The sequence below is a fragment of the Stenotrophomonas sp. YJH_SMC_10 genome, assembly GCF_059371555.1.
Map to the genome: position 1 here is coordinate 44,322 of NZ_JCAFUS010000011.1, position 15,782 is coordinate 60,103.

At 67.6% G+C, this 15,782-nt stretch carries 14 protein-coding genes; 9 read left to right on the top strand and 5 right to left on the bottom strand.

The window, feature by feature from the left end:
• Nucleotides 1-31: 31 nt before the first annotated feature.
• A complete protein-coding gene (locus AC5P9C_RS14685) occupies nt 32-1,708 on the bottom strand; it encodes an electron transfer flavoprotein-ubiquinone oxidoreductase (protein WP_312559500.1) in 1,677 nt (558 codons plus the stop codon).
• A 256-nt stretch (nt 1,709-1,964) separates the two neighbouring features.
• Between AC5P9C_RS14685 and AC5P9C_RS14690 the strand changes: the two genes are divergently transcribed.
• Both AC5P9C_RS14690 and AC5P9C_RS14695 read left to right on the top strand, forming a co-directional pair.
• The gene (locus tag AC5P9C_RS14690) at nt 1,965-3,128 is read left to right on the top strand and encodes an acyl-CoA dehydrogenase family protein (RefSeq protein ID WP_343543274.1); all 1,164 of its coding nucleotides are present in this window, start codon (nt 1,965-1,967) and stop codon (nt 3,126-3,128) included.
• An 82-nt stretch (nt 3,129-3,210) separates the two neighbouring features.
• The gene (locus AC5P9C_RS14695; RefSeq protein WP_033835515.1) at nt 3,211-3,696 is read left to right on the top strand and encodes a hypothetical protein; all 486 of its coding nucleotides are present in this window, start codon (nt 3,211-3,213) and stop codon (nt 3,694-3,696) included.
• 162 nt (nt 3,697-3,858) lie between these two features.
• Here the strand turns inward: AC5P9C_RS14695 and AC5P9C_RS14700 are convergent, their stop codons facing one another.
• Both AC5P9C_RS14700 and AC5P9C_RS14705 read right to left on the bottom strand, forming a co-directional pair.
• Nucleotides 3,859-4,338: a tRNA (cytidine(34)-2'-O)-methyltransferase gene (locus AC5P9C_RS14700; RefSeq protein WP_049455011.1), complete on the bottom strand. Its 480-nt coding sequence runs from the start codon at nt 4,336-4,338 to the stop codon at nt 3,859-3,861.
• 69 nt (nt 4,339-4,407) lie between these two features.
• Nucleotides 4,408-4,884 carry an XAC0231 family protein gene (locus AC5P9C_RS14705; RefSeq protein WP_049470054.1) on the bottom strand — a complete coding sequence of 159 codons (477 nt, stop codon included), beginning with the start codon at nt 4,882-4,884 and terminating at the stop codon, nt 4,408-4,410.
• A gap of 416 nt (nt 4,885-5,300) precedes the next feature.
• On the opposite strand from AC5P9C_RS14705, the gene AC5P9C_RS14710 reads away from it, so the two are divergent.
• From AC5P9C_RS14710 to AC5P9C_RS14725, 4 genes are all read left to right on the top strand, one after another.
• Complete coding sequence (locus tag AC5P9C_RS14710; protein WP_053461845.1) at nt 5,301-8,150, top strand: M16 family metallopeptidase; 2,850 nt, start codon at nt 5,301-5,303, stop codon at nt 8,148-8,150.
• Nucleotides 8,151-8,372: 222 nt separating this feature from the next.
• Nucleotides 8,373-8,690: a DUF4156 domain-containing protein gene (locus tag AC5P9C_RS14715; protein ID WP_005407628.1), complete on the top strand. Its 318-nt coding sequence runs from the start codon at nt 8,373-8,375 to the stop codon at nt 8,688-8,690.
• A gap of 102 nt (nt 8,691-8,792) precedes the next feature.
• Nucleotides 8,793-9,809, top strand: a complete 1,017-nt coding sequence (locus AC5P9C_RS14720) for a 3-oxoacyl-ACP synthase III (RefSeq protein ID WP_010487115.1) — start codon at nt 8,793-8,795, stop codon at nt 9,807-9,809.
• 95 nt (nt 9,810-9,904) lie between these two features.
• A complete protein-coding gene (locus AC5P9C_RS14725; RefSeq protein ID WP_414615357.1) occupies nt 9,905-10,795 on the top strand; it encodes an alpha/beta fold hydrolase in 891 nt (296 codons plus the stop codon).
• 100 nt (nt 10,796-10,895) lie between these two features.
• On the opposite strand, the gene AC5P9C_RS14730 is transcribed toward AC5P9C_RS14725, so the two are convergent.
• Nucleotides 10,896-11,327, bottom strand: a complete 432-nt coding sequence (locus AC5P9C_RS14730) for a YkgJ family cysteine cluster protein (RefSeq protein ID WP_029380125.1) — start codon at nt 11,325-11,327, stop codon at nt 10,896-10,898.
• A gap of 104 nt (nt 11,328-11,431) precedes the next feature.
• Here AC5P9C_RS14730 and oleC point away from each other — a divergent pair, with 104 nt between their 5' ends.
• The 3 genes from oleC to AC5P9C_RS14745 all read left to right on the top strand — a co-directional run bounded on the left by oleC (nt 11,432) and on the right by AC5P9C_RS14745 (nt 14,316).
• Nucleotides 11,432-13,090, top strand: a complete 1,659-nt coding sequence (oleC, locus tag AC5P9C_RS14735; RefSeq protein ID WP_049470044.1) for an olefin beta-lactone synthetase — start codon at nt 11,432-11,434, stop codon at nt 13,088-13,090.
• Nucleotides 13,087-14,079 (top strand): 2-alkyl-3-oxoalkanoate reductase, encoded by a 993-nt coding sequence (gene oleD / locus AC5P9C_RS14740; RefSeq protein ID WP_064237414.1) that lies wholly within the window; start codon nt 13,087-13,089, stop codon nt 14,077-14,079. The genes oleC and oleD overlap by 4 nt, the downstream gene beginning before the upstream one ends.
• An 81-nt stretch (nt 14,080-14,160) precedes the next feature.
• Nucleotides 14,161-14,316 (top strand): DUF1328 domain-containing protein, encoded by a 156-nt coding sequence (locus AC5P9C_RS14745; protein ID WP_005407633.1) that lies wholly within the window; start codon nt 14,161-14,163, stop codon nt 14,314-14,316.
• Nucleotides 14,317-14,392: 76 nt separating this feature from the next.
• Here AC5P9C_RS14745 and ddlA read toward each other — a convergent pair whose 3' ends face one another.
• The gene (gene ddlA / locus AC5P9C_RS14750) at nt 14,393-15,487 is read right to left on the bottom strand and encodes a D-alanine--D-alanine ligase (protein WP_103283196.1); all 1,095 of its coding nucleotides are present in this window, start codon (nt 15,485-15,487) and stop codon (nt 14,393-14,395) included.
• Nucleotides 15,488-15,782: the final 295 nt, after the last annotated feature.

Below are 15,782 nucleotides of genomic sequence, written 5' to 3' on the forward strand. Positions count from 1 at the left end.
GGCTGCGACACGCGGTCGCAGCCCGGGGCGATCACATGCCCGAGTAGTTCGGGCCGCCGCCGCCCTGCGGGGTCACCCAGACGATGTTCTGGGTCGGGTCCTTGATGTCGCAGGTCTTGCAGTGCACGCAGTTCTGCGCGTTGATCTGCAGGCGTGCGTTGTCGGCTTCGCCAACGAACTCGTACACGCCGGCCGGGCAGTAGCGCGCTTCCGGGCCGGCGTACTCGGCCAGGTTCACCTTCACCGGAATGCTCGGGTCCTTCAGGGTCAGGTGGCTGGGCTGGTTCTCGTCGTGGTTGGTGCTGCTCAGGAACACCGAGCTGAGACGGTCGAAGGTCAGCACCCCGTCCGGCTTCGGATAGGTAATGCGGGTGTGCTGGGCCGCCGGCTCCAGGCAGGCATGGTCCGGCTGGGTGCGGTGCAGCGTCCACGGCGGGTTGCGCACGCCCAGCTTCGGCAGCAGCCACTGCTCCACGCCGGTCATCAGCGTGGCCACGGTCTGGCCCTTCTTGAACCACTGCTTGAAGTTCTTGGCCTGCTGCAGTTCGGTGAACAGCCAACTGGCTTCGAAGGCCTTCGGATAGTCGCTCAGCTCATCGTGCTGGCGGTTGGCGGCCAGCGCGTCGAACGCGGCGTCGGCGCAGAGCATGCCGGTCTTGATCGCGGCGTGGCTGCCCTTGATGCGGCTGGCGTTGAGATAACCGGCCTCGCAACCGACCAGCGCGCCACCGGGGAACACCGTCTTCGGCAGCGACAGCAGGCCGCCGGCGGTGATCGCACGCGCGCCGTAGCCGATGCGGGTACCGCCTTCCAGGTGCTTGCGGATATCCGGATGGGTCTTGAAGCGCTGGAATTCCTCGAACGGGCTCAGCCAGGGGTTTTTGTAGTCCAGGCCGACCACGTAGCCGATGGCGACCTTGCCACCTTCGGCGTGGTAGAGGAACGCGCCGCCGTAGGTGTCGCTGTCCAGCGGCCAGCCGGCGGCGTGCACCACCAGGCCCGGCTCATGCCTGGCCGGGTCGATCTGCCACAGTTCCTTGATGCCGATGCCGTAGGCCTGCGGGTCCTTGCCTTCGTCCAGCTTGTAGCGGGCGATCAGCTGGCGGCCGAGGTGGCCGCGCGCGCCTTCGGCGAAGACCGTGTACTTGGCGTGCAGCGCCATGCCGCGCTCGAAGGCCGGGCCGATGCTGCCGTCCTTCTCGATGCCCATGTCGCCGGTGGCCACGCCGATCACTTCGCCGTTGCCGCCGTACAGCACCTCGGCGGCGGCGAAGCCGGGGAAGATCGCCACTTCCAGCGCCTCGGCCTGCTGCGCCAGCCAGCGGGTCACTTCGCCCAGGCTGATGATGTAGTTGCCTTCGTTGTGGAAGCACTCCGGCAGCAGCGCATTGGGCGTGCTGCGCGACCCGGTCTCGCTGAGGAACAGGAACTCGTCGCGGGTGACCTTCTGCTTCAGCGGTGCGCCGCGTTCGGCCCAGTCCGGGAACAGTTCGGCCAGCGCGCGCGGATCCATCACCGCGCCGGACAGCACGTGCGCGCCCGGTTCGGAGCCCTTTTCCAGCACGCACACCGACAGTTCGCGGCCGGCTTCGATCGCGCGCTGGCGCAGGCGGATCGCGGTGGCCAGGCCGGCGGGGCCGGCGCCGACGATCACCACGTCGAACTCCATTACTTCACGCGGGGGCAGGGCGTTGGCTTCAGCGCTCATCGATTGCATGACTCGTGGGTAGGGCCGGCATCGGGGCCACCGGCGGTGCCTGGGAATCGCGCGTGCAGCCACGGGCGAAACGGTTGTTTGAATGTGTCAGGGTACCGGGCCGCGCGTGATCGAGCTAGATCGGCGATGTTCACGCCCGGATTGCTGCAATGCAGCGTAGGGCTGCAGCCCTGCCGGTGCCGACCCAGGCCGGCACGCGCTGTGCGGATGACCGACAATGGCCCGGTCCTGACTGCGCGTGAGTGCCATGGCTTTGCATCCGTACGATCTGTTCGATGTCCGTTCCCTGCTCAACGAGGAAGAGCGCGCGGTGCAGGAGAGCGTCGCCCGCTTCACCAACGAGCGCGTGCTGCCGATCATCGGCGATGCCTTCGACCAGGCCCGTTTCCCCGCCGAGCTGGTGCCGGAGATCGCGTCTCTGGGCCTGCTCGGCGCGACACTGCCGGCCGAATACGGTGGCGGTGGCCTCGGCGCGGTCAGCTATGGCCTGATCTGCCAGGAGCTGGAGCGCGGCGATTCTGGCCTGCGCAGCTTCGTTTCGGTGCAGAGCTCGCTGTGCATGTATCCCATCTACGCGTACGGCGGCGAGGAACAGCGCCAGCAGTGGCTGCCAGCGATGGCACGCGGCGAGCTGATCGGCTGCTTCGGCCTGACCGAGGCGCACGGCGGGTCCGACCCGGCCAGCATGAAGACCCGCGCGGTGCGCGACGGCAGCGACTGGCGCATCAGCGGCAGCAAGATGTGGATCACCAGCGGCCCGGTGGCCGACCTGGCCATCGTCTGGGCACAGACCGAGGACGGTATCCAGGGCTTCGTGCTGGAGAAGGGCATGGCCGGCTTCACCACGCAGGAAATCAAGCACAAGATGAGCCTGCGCGCATCGCTGACCGGTGCGCTGTTCTTCGATGACGTGCGCGTGCCCGACAGCCACCGCCTGCCGAACGTGAAGGGCCTGAAGGGGCCGCTGGGCTGCCTGACCCAGGCCCGCTATGGCATCAGCTGGGGCCCGATCGGCGCGGCCATCGCCTGCCTGGATGAAGCGCTGGGCTACGCCAAGGAGCGCGTGCTGTTCGGCCGCCCGCTGGCTGCCACCCAGAGCGCGCAGATCAAGCTGGCGGAAATGGCCCGCCGCATCACCACCGCCCAGCTGCTGGCCCTGCAGCTGGGCCGGCTGAAGGAAGCCGGCCAGCTGCAGCCGCAGCAGGTCAGCCTGGCCAAGTGGAACAACTGCCGCATGGCGATCGACATCGCCCGCGAGTGTCGCGATCTGCTCGGTGGGGCTGGCATCACCACCGAACACGTGGCGATCCGGCACGCACTGAACCTCGAATCGGTGATCACCTATGAAGGCACCGAGACCGTGCACCAGCTGGTGATCGGCCGCGAACTGACCGGCATCAACGCGTTCTGAGTGCACCGGTAGTACCGGCCGCTGGCCGGCATTGCCGAGTAGGGTGGGCGGCAACGGACGCCTATCCGGAGATGCAAACTGAATGAAGAACAATTCCACTGTAAGACTGCTGTGCCTCCCGCTGCTCTTCCAAGCCTCCGTGCTGCAGATGGCGTGGGCAGGCAACAGGGATGATGCGGCATGGGCAGGCAGCTATTCGCAGGCGAGCGATCTGTGTACCGAACCGGGCAGCGGACGCAGTTGCCGCGATGGATTCAGGGACAGCCTGTCGATTGTCGAAGAATCACTGGGCTACAGGGTTGAGCTGCACAGCACCCAGTCGATGCAGCACGTCTGCTCCTTCGTGCTGCATATGAAGCCAGAAGGCGGAAAACTGATTCATCAGTCCGAACTGGGCACAGTGGCTATCGAGAAACATGCAGGTGCGCTGAGAGTCTCATCCGGCGGGATCGACCCGACGGTGACGGGCTTGGGCATGTGCGGTGCGCATGCCGATATTGATGGTCTGGAGTTTTCTTTTGTGGACAATCGCACACGCCCCGGGCAACGCAAGGGCGCCCACTCCTGATTGATCCAGGCGGAAGGCATCCACGCATGGCGTGGATTTACCGCGCGGCTGTCGGGTCCGCCTTGAAGCGGAAGGGTACCGGTGCGCAGCACCGGCTCGCCGATGGCGGCGCGCTTCTTTGGCTACTTTCTTTGCGCGAGCAAAGAAAGTGACACACGTGAGCTACGCCCCACCAGCAAACCCGTGCTGCCGCCACGCCTCGTACATCACCACGGCAACGGTGTTGGAAAGATTGAGGCTGCGGTTGCCCGGCCGCATCGGCAGGCGCAGGCGGCGGCCATCCGGCAGTGCATCGAGCACGTCCTGCGGCAGGCCACGGCTTTCCGGGCCGAACAGGAAGGCATCGCCCTCTTCAAAGGCCACGCTGTCGTAGCGCACGCTGGCGCGGGTACTGAGTGCGAACAACCGATTCGGTGCGATCCGCGCCAGCGCGGTGTCCAGGTCGGGGTGCACCTGCAGGCGCGAGTACTCGTGGTAGTCGAGGCCGGCGCGCTTGAGCTGCTTGTCTTCCAGTGCGAAGCCGAGCGGCTCGACCAGGTGCAGCTGCGCGCCGGTGTTGGCACAGAGCCGGATCACATTGCCCGTGTTGGGCGGGATTTCCGGTTGGAACAGGATCACGTGGAACGGGGGCGCGGCATTCATCGGCGCAGTGTACCTGCGACGGCGGCCGGCTTTACGGCGCGCGCCCTGCGCTGGGCAGGGCGGCACCGCTTACGGGCGCAGCAGGACCTGGGCGGTTTCGGTGGCCAGCGCCTGCAGGTCGGCAGCGCTCGGGCGCACCTGCAGGGCCGGCAGGTTGACGATGACCGAGTTGGCGACGTTGGTGGCGGCGGCGGCCAGGGTGGCGGCGTAGCGCTGGGCTTCCAGTTCGGCGGCCAGGGCGACGCGCTGTTCCAGGCTCGGGCGCACTTCCACCGAGGCCAGGGTGGTGATCGGCATCGCGGCGGCGACCGGGGCGGCGACGTAGCCGTTGCGCTCGGCCAGCTGGTCAGCGCTGGGGCGCACTTCCACGGTGGCCAGGGTCGGGATGCCGCTGGCCTGTTCCCAGGCCTGCTGGGCCAGTTGGTCGGCGGCCGGGCGAACCTGCACGGTGGCCAGGGTCTTGATGGATTCGGAGGCCTGCACCGACGAAACAACCGCGGTGCCGGCGATCAGGGCGATGGCGATGGCAATGGTCTTGGTGTTCATGACGGGGCCTGTTTAGTGTTGTTGAGCGGTGGTGTGGTAGTAAGGTAGTACACCAATTCTGGGCATGCAAGAGAAATTTTCGATTTCCTGCATTTGTTCAGTCTTCAGTCAGCTTTTGTCTGAAGCCCTTCCTGGCGCAGGAAGTACCAAGCAATCCGCGTGCCAACTTTTAGTTATTGATTTGAAAGGGTTTTTCGGCATCCGAAAAGTGTCCGCTGGGCGGACACCTGTCCATTCGTCGCGCCACGGACACTGTCCGGACGTCTTCAGCCGGCGCATGTGACGGGCCAGGCACGCCGATCGGGCCGGGAGCGGAGGGCCTTGGGGGCGAACACCCCCAGTGACTGGTGACCGATTCCGGCCGCCGCGCGCGCAGGCTAGGATCGGGGTTCACCTTCGTGACCAAGGATCCGGATATGTCTCTCGCCCTTCGCCCGCGCGCTGCACTGCTGGCCGTCGCCCTCAGCACCGCCCTGGGCACGCTCGCGCCCACCCATGCGCTCGCCGCCAAGCCGGCGGCACCGGCCAAGGTCGATATCCCGTACGAGCAGTTCACCCTGCCCAACGGCCTGCGCGTGATCGTGCATACCGATCGCAAGGCGCCGATCGTTGCGGTCAACGTCTGGTACCACGTGGGCAGCAAGGATGAACCGGCCGGCCGTACCGGCTTCGCGCACCTGTTTGAACACCTGATGTTCCAGGGCAGCGAAAACCACGACGGCGAATTCTTCGAACCGTTCAAGCAGGTGGGTGCCACCAACCAGAACGGCACCACCAACACCGATCGCACCAACTATTTCGAGAACGTGCCGACTACCGCGCTGGACATGGCGCTGTGGATGGAATCGGACCGCATGGGCCATCTGGTCGGTGCGATCGACCAGGCCGCGCTGGACGAGCAGCGCGGCGTGGTGCAGAACGAGAAGCGCCAGGGCGAGAACCAGCCCTACGGCCAGGCCTGGGACCAGCTCAACAAGGCGCTGTACCCGGTAGGCCACCCGTACCACCACGGCGTGATCGGGTCGATGAACGATCTCAACGCGGCGTCGCTGGATGACGTGAAGACCTGGTTCCGCACCTGGTACGGCCCGAACAACGCGGTACTGGTGCTGGCCGGCGACATCGATCTGGCCACCGCCAAGGAAAAGGTCGCCAAGTACTTCGGCAGCATCCCGGCCGGCCCGACCATGGCGCAGCCGGCCGTGAACGTGGCCAAGCGCAGCGCCGACACGCGCGAGACGATGACCGACAAGGTGCCGCAGGCGCGCATCTACCGCGCCTGGAACGTGCCGCAGGTCGGCACCACCGAGGTCGATCAGCTGCAGCTGTTCGCGCAGGTGCTGGGCGGTGCCAAGTCGTCCCGCCTGAGCCAGCGCCTGCAGCACCAGGACAAGCTGGTGGACAGCATCGCGTCGGGCCTGTCGACGTCGCAGCTGGGCTCCAACTTCGTGATCATGGCGACGGTCAAGCAGGGCCAGGACCCGGCCAAGGTCGAGAAGATCATCGACGAGGAACTGGACCGGCTGATCAAGCAGGGCCCCACCGCGGCCGAGCTGGAGCGGGCCAAGACCGGTGCCCGCGCAGGCTTCATCCGCGGCATCGAGCGCATCGGTGGCTTCGGCGGCAAGGCCGACGCACTGGCCGAGTGCGCAGTGTTCACTGGCGACCCGGGCTGCTTCCGCACCTCGCTGGCCAACATCGAGAAGGCCAGCGCTGCCGACCTGAGCCGCCTGGGCGCGCAGTGGCTGGACAAGGGCAGCCACACCCTGGTGATCGCACCGGGTGAACGCGTGGCGCTGAAGGAAGATCCCAGCCAGGCGCCGAAGCCGTTCAACGTACCGGCGGTGGACCCCAAGTACAGCACCCTGCCGGAGCAGGTCGACCGCAAGGCCGGCGTGCCGCAGACCCGCGAGTTCCCGCAGCTGAAGTTCCCGGCGCTGCAGCGTGCCACGCTGAAGAACGGCACCCAGGTGATCCTGGCCGAGCGCCATGAGATCCCGGTGGTGCAGTTCAGCTACCAGTTCCCGGGCGGCTTCAGTGCCGACCAGGGCCGCAAGCCGGGCACCGCCAACTTCACCATGAGCCTGATGACCGAAGGCGCCGGCAAGCTGGGCTCGCTGGCCTTCGCCGATGCCGCTGACGCACTGGGCGCCAGCCTGGATGCCTCGGCCGGCCTGGACTCGATGAGCGTGGACCTGTCGGCGCTGAAGGAAAACCTGGCACCGTCGCTGGCGCTGTACCGCGACCTGCTGCGTGAGCCGCGTTTCGAGCAGGGCGAGATCGACCGGGTCAAGGCGACCTGGATCGCCGGCATCCAGCAGGAGAAGGTCAACCCCGGTGCGGTGGCGATGCGCGTGCTGCCGCCGCTGCTGTACGGCAAGGGCCATCCGTATGCCATTCCGTTCACCGGTAGTGGCGACGAGGCGGCGATCAACGGCCTGACCCGCGAGGACCTGGTCGACTTCCACCACGACTGGCTGCGGCCGCAGAACGGCACCCTGATCGTGGTCGGCGACACCACGCTGGCCGAGATCGTGCCGCTGCTGGACAAGCAGCTGGGCGACTGGAAGGCGGCAGGCGATGCGCCGCAGGTGAAGGCGGCCACCGATGTCGCACTGCCGAAGGGCCCGCGCGTGTTCCTGATCGACCAGCCGGGTGCAGTGCAGGCCAACCTGTTCGCCGGCCAGGTGGTGCCGCCCTCCAGTGCGTCCAGTTCCACCCGCTTCGACATTGCCAACGGGGTGATCGGCGGCGACTTCACCTCGCGCCTGAACATGAACCTGCGCGAGGACAAGCACTGGTCCTACGGTGCGCGCAGCAGCGCGGTCAACTCGGTGGGCCAGCGCCCGTGGATGGCCAGCGCGCCGGTGCAGATCGACAAGACCGGCCCGGCGATGGCCGAGATGCGCAAGGAAATCGCCGCGTTCGCCGATGGCAGCAAGCCGGCGACCGCGGCCGAGGTCAACCGCATCCGCAACATCCAGACCCTGAGCCTGCCCGGTGCCTACGAGACCGCCAGCGCGGTGGCCGCCACCATCGGTTCGATCGTGCAGTTCAAGCGTCCGGACGACTATGTGCTGCGCCGCAAGGCCGAGATCGAAGCGATGACCCCGGCGCAGGTGCAGCAGGCCGCTGCCGAGATCAAGCCGCAGGCCCTGACCTGGGTGGTGGTGGGCGATCTCAAGCAGACCGAAGCGGCGGTGCGTGCGCTGAACCTGGGCGAGGTGACGGTGATCGACGCCGAAGGCAACCCGGTCAAGAAATAAGGCAATACCCGGCCCGCCCTGTGGCGGGCCGGCTGCCCCGGTAGTGCCGGCCGCTGGCCGGCAACCCCGTCATGCATCCGGGGTCAGAGCCCCCTGCGGGGGGGCTGACCCCTCTGCCGACCTGGGGTCGGATCCCCCGCAGGGGGCTATGACCCCGGCCCCGGCTACCCCCGATTCAGGCTGTTCAGGCAGAATCCCCCCATACCCTTCCAGGATCTGCCCATGCGCGTTCTGCTGCTTTCCTCCCTGCTGCTCACCGTCACCGCCTGTACCTGGGTGCCGATCGAACCGGCCGGCAAGGCGACCCGCGTGCTGCCGGCGGGCCCGGTTCCAGCCGGTTGCATCGCCAAGGGCGAGGTGGTGGTCACCGTGAAGAGCAAGGTCGGCTTCTACAACCGCAACCCGCTGCGGGTGCAGGAAGAGCTGGAAACGCTGGCCCGCAATGAGGCCCCCAGCGCCGGCGCCAATGCCGTGCAGGCCGCTGCGGCCCCCGCCGATGGCAGCCAGCGCTTTGCAGCGTTCCAGTGCCCGCCGCGCTGAACGCTTCACCATACGGCCAAGGCTGAATTCGTAAAGATGCGGTGAAAGCCCGGGGGTTATAGAATAGCGCCCCCTTTTGCCTGAGCCTTGGCGCTAACCTCGATGCTCTTCAAGAATGTCTCGATCGCCGGCCTGGCACACGTCGACGCGCCGCATACGCTGACGACCAAGGAAATCAACGAGCGGCTGCAGCCGACGCTGGATCGCTTGGGTATCCGCACCGATGTGCTCGGCGACATCGCCGGCATCCACGCCCGCCGCCTGTGGGACAACGGCGTACTGGCCTCGGACGCTGCCACCATGGCCGGGCGCAAGGCGCTGGAAGACGCGGGCATCACCGCGACCCAGGTCGGCCTGCTGGTCAACACCTCGGTCAGCCGCGACTACCTGGAGCCGTCCACCGCCTCCATCGTGTCGGGCAACCTCGGCGTCAGCGACGAATGCATGACCTTCGACGTCGCCAATGCCTGCCTGGCCTTCATCAATGGCATGGATATCGCCGCGCGCATGATCGAGCGCGGTGATATCGACTACGCGCTGGTGGTGGATGGCGAGACCGCCAACCTGGTGTACGAGAAGACCCTGGAGCGCATGACCGCCCCGGACGTCACCGCCGATGATTTCCGCAACGAGCTGGCCGCGCTGACCACCGGTTCGGGCGCCGCCGCGATGGTGATGGCGCGCTCGGAGCTGGTGCCGGATGCCCCGCGCTACAAGGGCGGCGTGACCCGCTCGGCCACCGAGTGGAACCAGCTGTGCCTGGGCAACCTGGACCGCATGGTGACCGACACCCGCCTGCTGCTGATCGAAGGCATCAAGCTGGCGCAGAAGACCTTCAGCGCCGCCAAGATCGCACTCGGCTGGGCCGTGGAAGAACTGGACCAGTTCGTGATCCACCAGGTCAGCCAGCCGCACACCGCCGCGTTCATCAAGAATTTCGGCATCGACCCGAAGAAGGTCATGACCATCTTCGGCGAGCACGGCAACATCGGCCCGGCCTCGGTGCCGATCGTGCTGAGCAAGCTCAAGCAGCTGGGCAAGCTGAAGAAGGGCGATCGCATCGCGCTTCTGGGCATTGGCTCGGGCCTGAACTGCTCGATGGCTGAAGTGGTCTGGTAAAAAAGTCACCGCTGACCTGCTGCACGATGGGCAGCGATGATTTTTCCAAGTGTCCAGGGGCCGGTTCTACCGGCCCTTTCTACAGGTGCGATTCGATGTCCCAGCTTCCCGGTTACCCCGCCCACCCGCAGCGCTTCGAGGTCCGACCGGGCCTGTCGATGAACTATCTCGACGAAGGCCCGCGCGACGGCGAAGTGGTGCTGATGGTGCATGGCAACCCGTCGTGGAGCTACTACTGGCGCACGCTGGTGGCCGGCCTGTCGGACAGGTACCGCTGCATCGTGCCGGACCACATCGGCATGGGCCTGTCGGACAAGCCCGATGACAGCCGCTACGACTACACGCTGCAGTCGCGCGTGGACGACCTCGATGCGCTGCTGAAGCACCTGGGCATCACCGGCCCGGTGACCCTGGCCGTGCACGACTGGGGCGGCATGATCGGCTTCGGCTGGGCGCTGTCGCACCACGCCCAGGTCCAGCGCCTGGTGGTGCTCAACACCGCCGCGTTCCCGATGCCGGCGGCGAAGAAGATGCCCTGGCAGATCGCGCTCGGCCGCCACTGGAAGATCGGTGAGTGGATCATCCGCAGCTTCAACGCGTTCTCGTCCGGTGCCTCGTGGCTGGGCGTGGAGCGGAAGATGCCGGCCGATGTGCGCCGCGCGTACGTGTCGCCGTACAACAGCTGGGCCAACCGCATCAGCACCGTCCGCTTCATGCAGGACATCCCGCTGTCGCCGGCCGACAAGGCCTGGTCGCTGCTGGAACGGGCCGGCAAGGCGCTGCCGTCGTTCGCGGATCGACCGGCCTTCCTCGGCTGGGGCCTGCGCGACTTCGTGTTCGACCACCACTTCCTGAAGGGTTTCCAGGCCGCGCTGCCGCAGGCCGAGGTGCATGCCTTCGAGGACGCCGGCCACTACGTGCTGGAAGACAAGCATGAAGTGCTGGTGCCGGAGATCCGCGCCTTCCTGGACGCGAACCCGCTCTGATCGGCTCCCGGGCCGGATCCCGGGAGTGCCGGCCGCTGGCCGGCAACTTCATGAACCCGGCGCGCATAGCGCGCTTGCCGGCCAGCGGCCGGCACTACCATTACGCCGCGACCGGTGCCTGCGGCGGTGAGGACGGGCTGTTGCCGTTGTCGTCCGGATGGTCGTCGTCATTGTCGGCATCATCGCGCCAGCGCCAGTCGGCCAGCGTCAGCGGATCCAGGCCATAGGCGATGCGTGCCTTGTCGCACTGCGGGCTGGCCTTGCCGTACTCCCAGGATGCATCCACCTCACGGCACACGCTGGGCCGGTTGGGGTGGATGGTGCAGCGCGAGTACACGCCGATCTGCGCATCCAGCGCCACGCAGCGCACCGGCTTGGAGTGGGTGCCGCGCATGCACAGGCGGTGCGGGTCCAGCACCTCGGTGAGCTGGTGCGGCACGCCGCCGGGGGTGACCTCGTCCGATTCCATCCAGTGGAAGGCCACGCGGTATTGGGTGCAGCAGGCGCCGCAGGTCATGCAGGGATGTTGCATGGGCAAGCCGCCTCGGGCGGCAGTCGGAATCAGGAACGAGGGAGCGGATTTTCCACGAAGTGGGCCGCCGCGCAAGAAATTCCGTAAGCGGCGACAATGAACGGATGAACCGACCCTGCAACATTGCCGCGCGCCTGCCTGAACTGGCGCGTGAACGCCCTGACCAGATTGCCATCCGTTGTCCCGGCCGCCGCGGCGCGGGCAATGGCATGGCGGCCTACGACGTGACCCTGGACTACCGCCAGCTGGACACCCGCAGCGATGCCATGGCCGCCGGCCTGGCCGGTTACGGGATCGGCCGCGGCGTGCGTACGGTCGTGATGGTGCGGCCCTCGCCGGAGTTCTTCCTGCTGATGTTCGCGCTGTTCAAGCTGGGCGCGGTGCCGGTGCTGGTCGACCCGGGCATCGACAGGCGTGCGCTGAAGCAGTGCCTGGACGAAGCGCAGCCGCAGGCCTTCATCGGCATTCCGCTGGCGCACGTGGCGCGGCTGGTGCTGCGCTGGGCGCCGTCGGCCACCCGCCTGGTCACGGTCGGCCGGCGCCTCGGCTGGGGCGGCACCACGCTGGCCGCGCTGGAGCGCGCTGGCGCCAGCGCTGGGCCGATGCTGGCCGACACCGATGGCGAGGACATGGCCGCGATCCTGTTCACCAGTGGCTCCACCGGCGTGCCCAAGGGCGTGGTCTACCGCCACCGCCACTTCGTTGGACAGATCCAGCTGCTGGGCAGCGCCTTCGGCATGGAAGCGGGCGGTGTGGACCTGCCGACGTTCCCGCCGTTCGCGCTGTTCGATCCGGCGCTGGGGCTGACCTCGGTGATTCCGGACATGGACCCGACCCGGCCGGCGCAGGCTGACCCGGCCCGCCTGCACGACGCCATCCAGCGTTTCGGCGTGACCCAGCTGTTCGGCTCGCCGGCCCTGATGCGGGTGCTGGCGCGGCATGGCCGGCCGCTGCCGACGGTGACCCGGGTGACCTCGGCCGGTGCCCCGGTGCCGCCGGATGTGGTCGCCACCATCCGGGGCCTGCTGCCGGCCGATGCGCAGTTCTGGACCCCGTACGGCGCCACCGAGTGCCTGCCGGTGGCGGTGGTCGAGGGGCGCGAACTGGAGCGTACCCGTGCCGCGACCGAGGCCGGTGCCGGCACCTGCGTGGGCAGCGTGGTGGCGCCCAACGACGTGCGCATCATCGCCATCGACGACGCACCGTTGCCGGAGTGGTCGCAGGCGCGCGTGCTGGCCACCGGCGAAGTGGGCGAGATCACCGTGGCCGGACCGACCGCCACCGACAGTTACTTCAACCGCCCGCAGGCCACCGCGGCGGCGAAGATCCGCGAGACGCTGGACGACGGCAGCACGCGCATCGTCCACCGCATGGGCGATGTGGGCTACTTCGACGCGCAGGGCCGCCTGTGGTTCTGCGGGCGCAAGACCCAGCGCGTGGAAACCGCGCGCGGGCCGCTGTACACCGAGCAGGTCGAGCCGGTGTTCAACACCGTGGCCGGCGTGGCGCGCACGGCACTGGTCGGCGTCGGCGCCGCCGGCGCGCAGGTGCCGGTGCTGTGCGTGGAACTGCAGCGCGGCCAGTCCGACAGCCCGGCGCTGCAGGAAGCGCTGCGTGCACACGCCGCCGCCCGCCTGCCGGAGGCCGGCCTGCAGCACTTCCTGGTGCATCCGGCGTTCCCCGTCGATATCCGTCACAACGCCAAGATCGGCCGCGAAAAGCTCGCCGTCTGGGCCAGCGCCGAACTGGAGAAGCGCGCATGAAGATCCTGGTCACCGGCGGTGGTGGTTTCCTTGGCCAGGCGCTGTGCCGTGGCCTGGTTGAACGTGGCCACCAGGTGCTGGCGTTCAACCGCAGTCATTACCCGGCATTGCAGGCGATCGGCGTGGGCCAGATCCGCGGCGACCTCGCCGATGCACAGGCGGTGCTGCACGCGGTGGCCGGCGTCGATGCGGTGTTCCACAACGGTGCCAAGGCCGGGGCGTGGGGCAGCTATGACAGCTACCACCAGGCCAACGTGGTCGGCACCGACAACGTCATCGCGGCGTGCCGCGCGCATGGCATCACCCGGCTGGTCTACACCTCCACGCCCAGCGTGACCCATCGTGCCACGCATCCGGTGGAAGGCCTGGGCGCGGACGAGGTGCCGTACGGGGAAGATTTCCAGGCGCCGTATGCGGCCACCAAGGCGATCGCAGAACAGCGCGTGCTGGCGGCCAATGACGCCGCGCTGGCGACGGTGGCGCTGCGCCCGCGGCTGATCTGGGGCCCCGGTGACCAGCAGCTGGTGCCCAGGCTCGCCGAGCGGGCGCGGCAGGGGCGCCTGCGCCTGGTCGGCGATGGCAGCAACAAGGTCGATACCACCTACATCGACAACGCCGCGCTGGCGCACTTCCTCGCCTTTGACGCCCTGGCACCGGGCGCTGCGTGTGCGGGCAAGGCCTACTTCATCTCCAACGGCGAGCCGCTGCCGATGCGCGAGCTGGTCAACAGGCTGCTGCAGGCGGTGGGTGCGCCAACGGTGGACAAGGCGATCAGCTTCAAGACCGCCTACCGCATCGGCGCCGTCTGCGAGCGGCTGTGGCCGCTGCTGCGCCTGCGCGGCGAGCCGCCGCTGACCCGCTTCCTGGCCGAGCAGCTGTGCACGCCGCACTGGTACAGCATGGAACCGGCACGCCGTGACTTCGGCTACGTGCCGCAGGTCAGCATCGAAGAAGGGCTGCGCAGGCTGAAGGCTTCATCTGCCGCATAGATCGCCATCACTGGTTGCACACCGCTGGATCGGGAGGATGGACCCACGCCATCCAAGGCTCGACCACCCGCGAGGAGCGCCATGCTGCACTACGCCATTATTTTCTTTGTCATCGCCATCATCGCCGCCGTTCTGGGTTTCTCCGGAATTGCCGGCGCCGCAACGAACATCGCCTGGATCCTGTTCGTGGTGTTCCTGATCCTTGCCGTGATCTCGATGTTCCGCAAGCGAGGCTAGCCGGTAGTGCCGGCCGCTGGCCGGCATCGCTTTCCGCAGAGTCGAGCCATGCTCGACTCTGCGGGCGATCACCACGTTACACAGCGCTCTGCAGCCCGCGATCGGCCTCATGGCGCTCCAGCGCCAGTTCGATCAGGCGGGTGATCAGCGTGGTGTAGTCGATGCCGCTGGCGCCCCACAGCTTCGGATACATGCTGATGCGGGTGAAGCCCGGCAGCGTATTGACCTCGTTGATGATGATCTCGCCGCCCGCGGTGAGGAACACGTCCACGCGCGCCATGCCCGCGCACTCCAGCGCCTGGTAGGCCTGCAGGGCGATCTGCTGGATGCGTGCCTGCGTGAGGGCATCGATATCGGCCGGCACCACCACGTCGGCGCCATCTTCGTTGATGTACTTGGTGTCGTAGGCATAGAACTCGTCGTGCACCACTACCTCGCCGCACAGGCTGGCCTGAGGGTGCGCGTTGCCCAGCACCGCACATTCGATCTCGCGGCCGGCCACCGCCGATTCCACCAGCACCTTGTGGTCGTAGCGCAGTGCCAGTGCCAGCGCCTCGGCAAAGCCCGCCGCATCCTTGACCTTGCTCACGCCCACCGACGAACCCTGGTTGGCCGGCTTCACGAACAGTGGCAGGCCGAGCCGGGCGATCACCGCATCGACATCCACCGACGCCGCCTGGTGGCGGCGGATGCACAACCACGGCGCTACCTGCAGACCCGCGTCGCGCAGCAGGCGCTTGGTCACGTCCTTGTCCATCGCCACGGCCGATCCCAGCACCGGTGAACCGACGAAGGGCAGGTTGGCCATGCGCAGCAGGCCCTGCAGCGCGCCGTCCTCGCCCAGCGGCCCGTGCACGATCGGCAGCACCACATCGATCTGCGCCAGGGCGCTGGCCGCGTCCGAGGGCTGCAGCTGCGCCTGCTCGGCGCCCGGAAGGACCGCCAGCGACAGGCCGGAACGATGCAGCGCGATGCGGGCCGGATCGTCGGCATGCAGCAGGAAGGTCGCCGGTTCGCTCAGATGCCACTGGCCCTGCTTGTCGATGCCGACCAGCACCGGCTCGAAGCGCTCGCGATCAAGGGCGTCCAGGATGTTCTTCGCCGACTGCAGTGAAACTTCGTGTTCGGAAGACTTGCCACCGAAGATGATGCCGACCCGGGTGCGTGCCATGGGAAATGCGATGTCCTGTGCGTTGCGTGGCCTCATAGCATGAACCTTCATCGACCCACCGCGTGAGGCACAGATGAACCAGAAATCCATCCACGCATGGCGTGGATCTACCGTCCTCATGGCCCATCAACAGGGGTCGAAGCCCGTTGCGGAGCAACGGGATCCGACCCCACGGACGGCAGGCAACCGTCGAAGGCGGGGTGGGGCCGGTTGCGGGGGTGTCCGCGGCATGGATGCCGCGGCCAAGCCCCCACGGACGGGTTTACGGCGTCCCCCGCAACCGGCCCCATCCCGC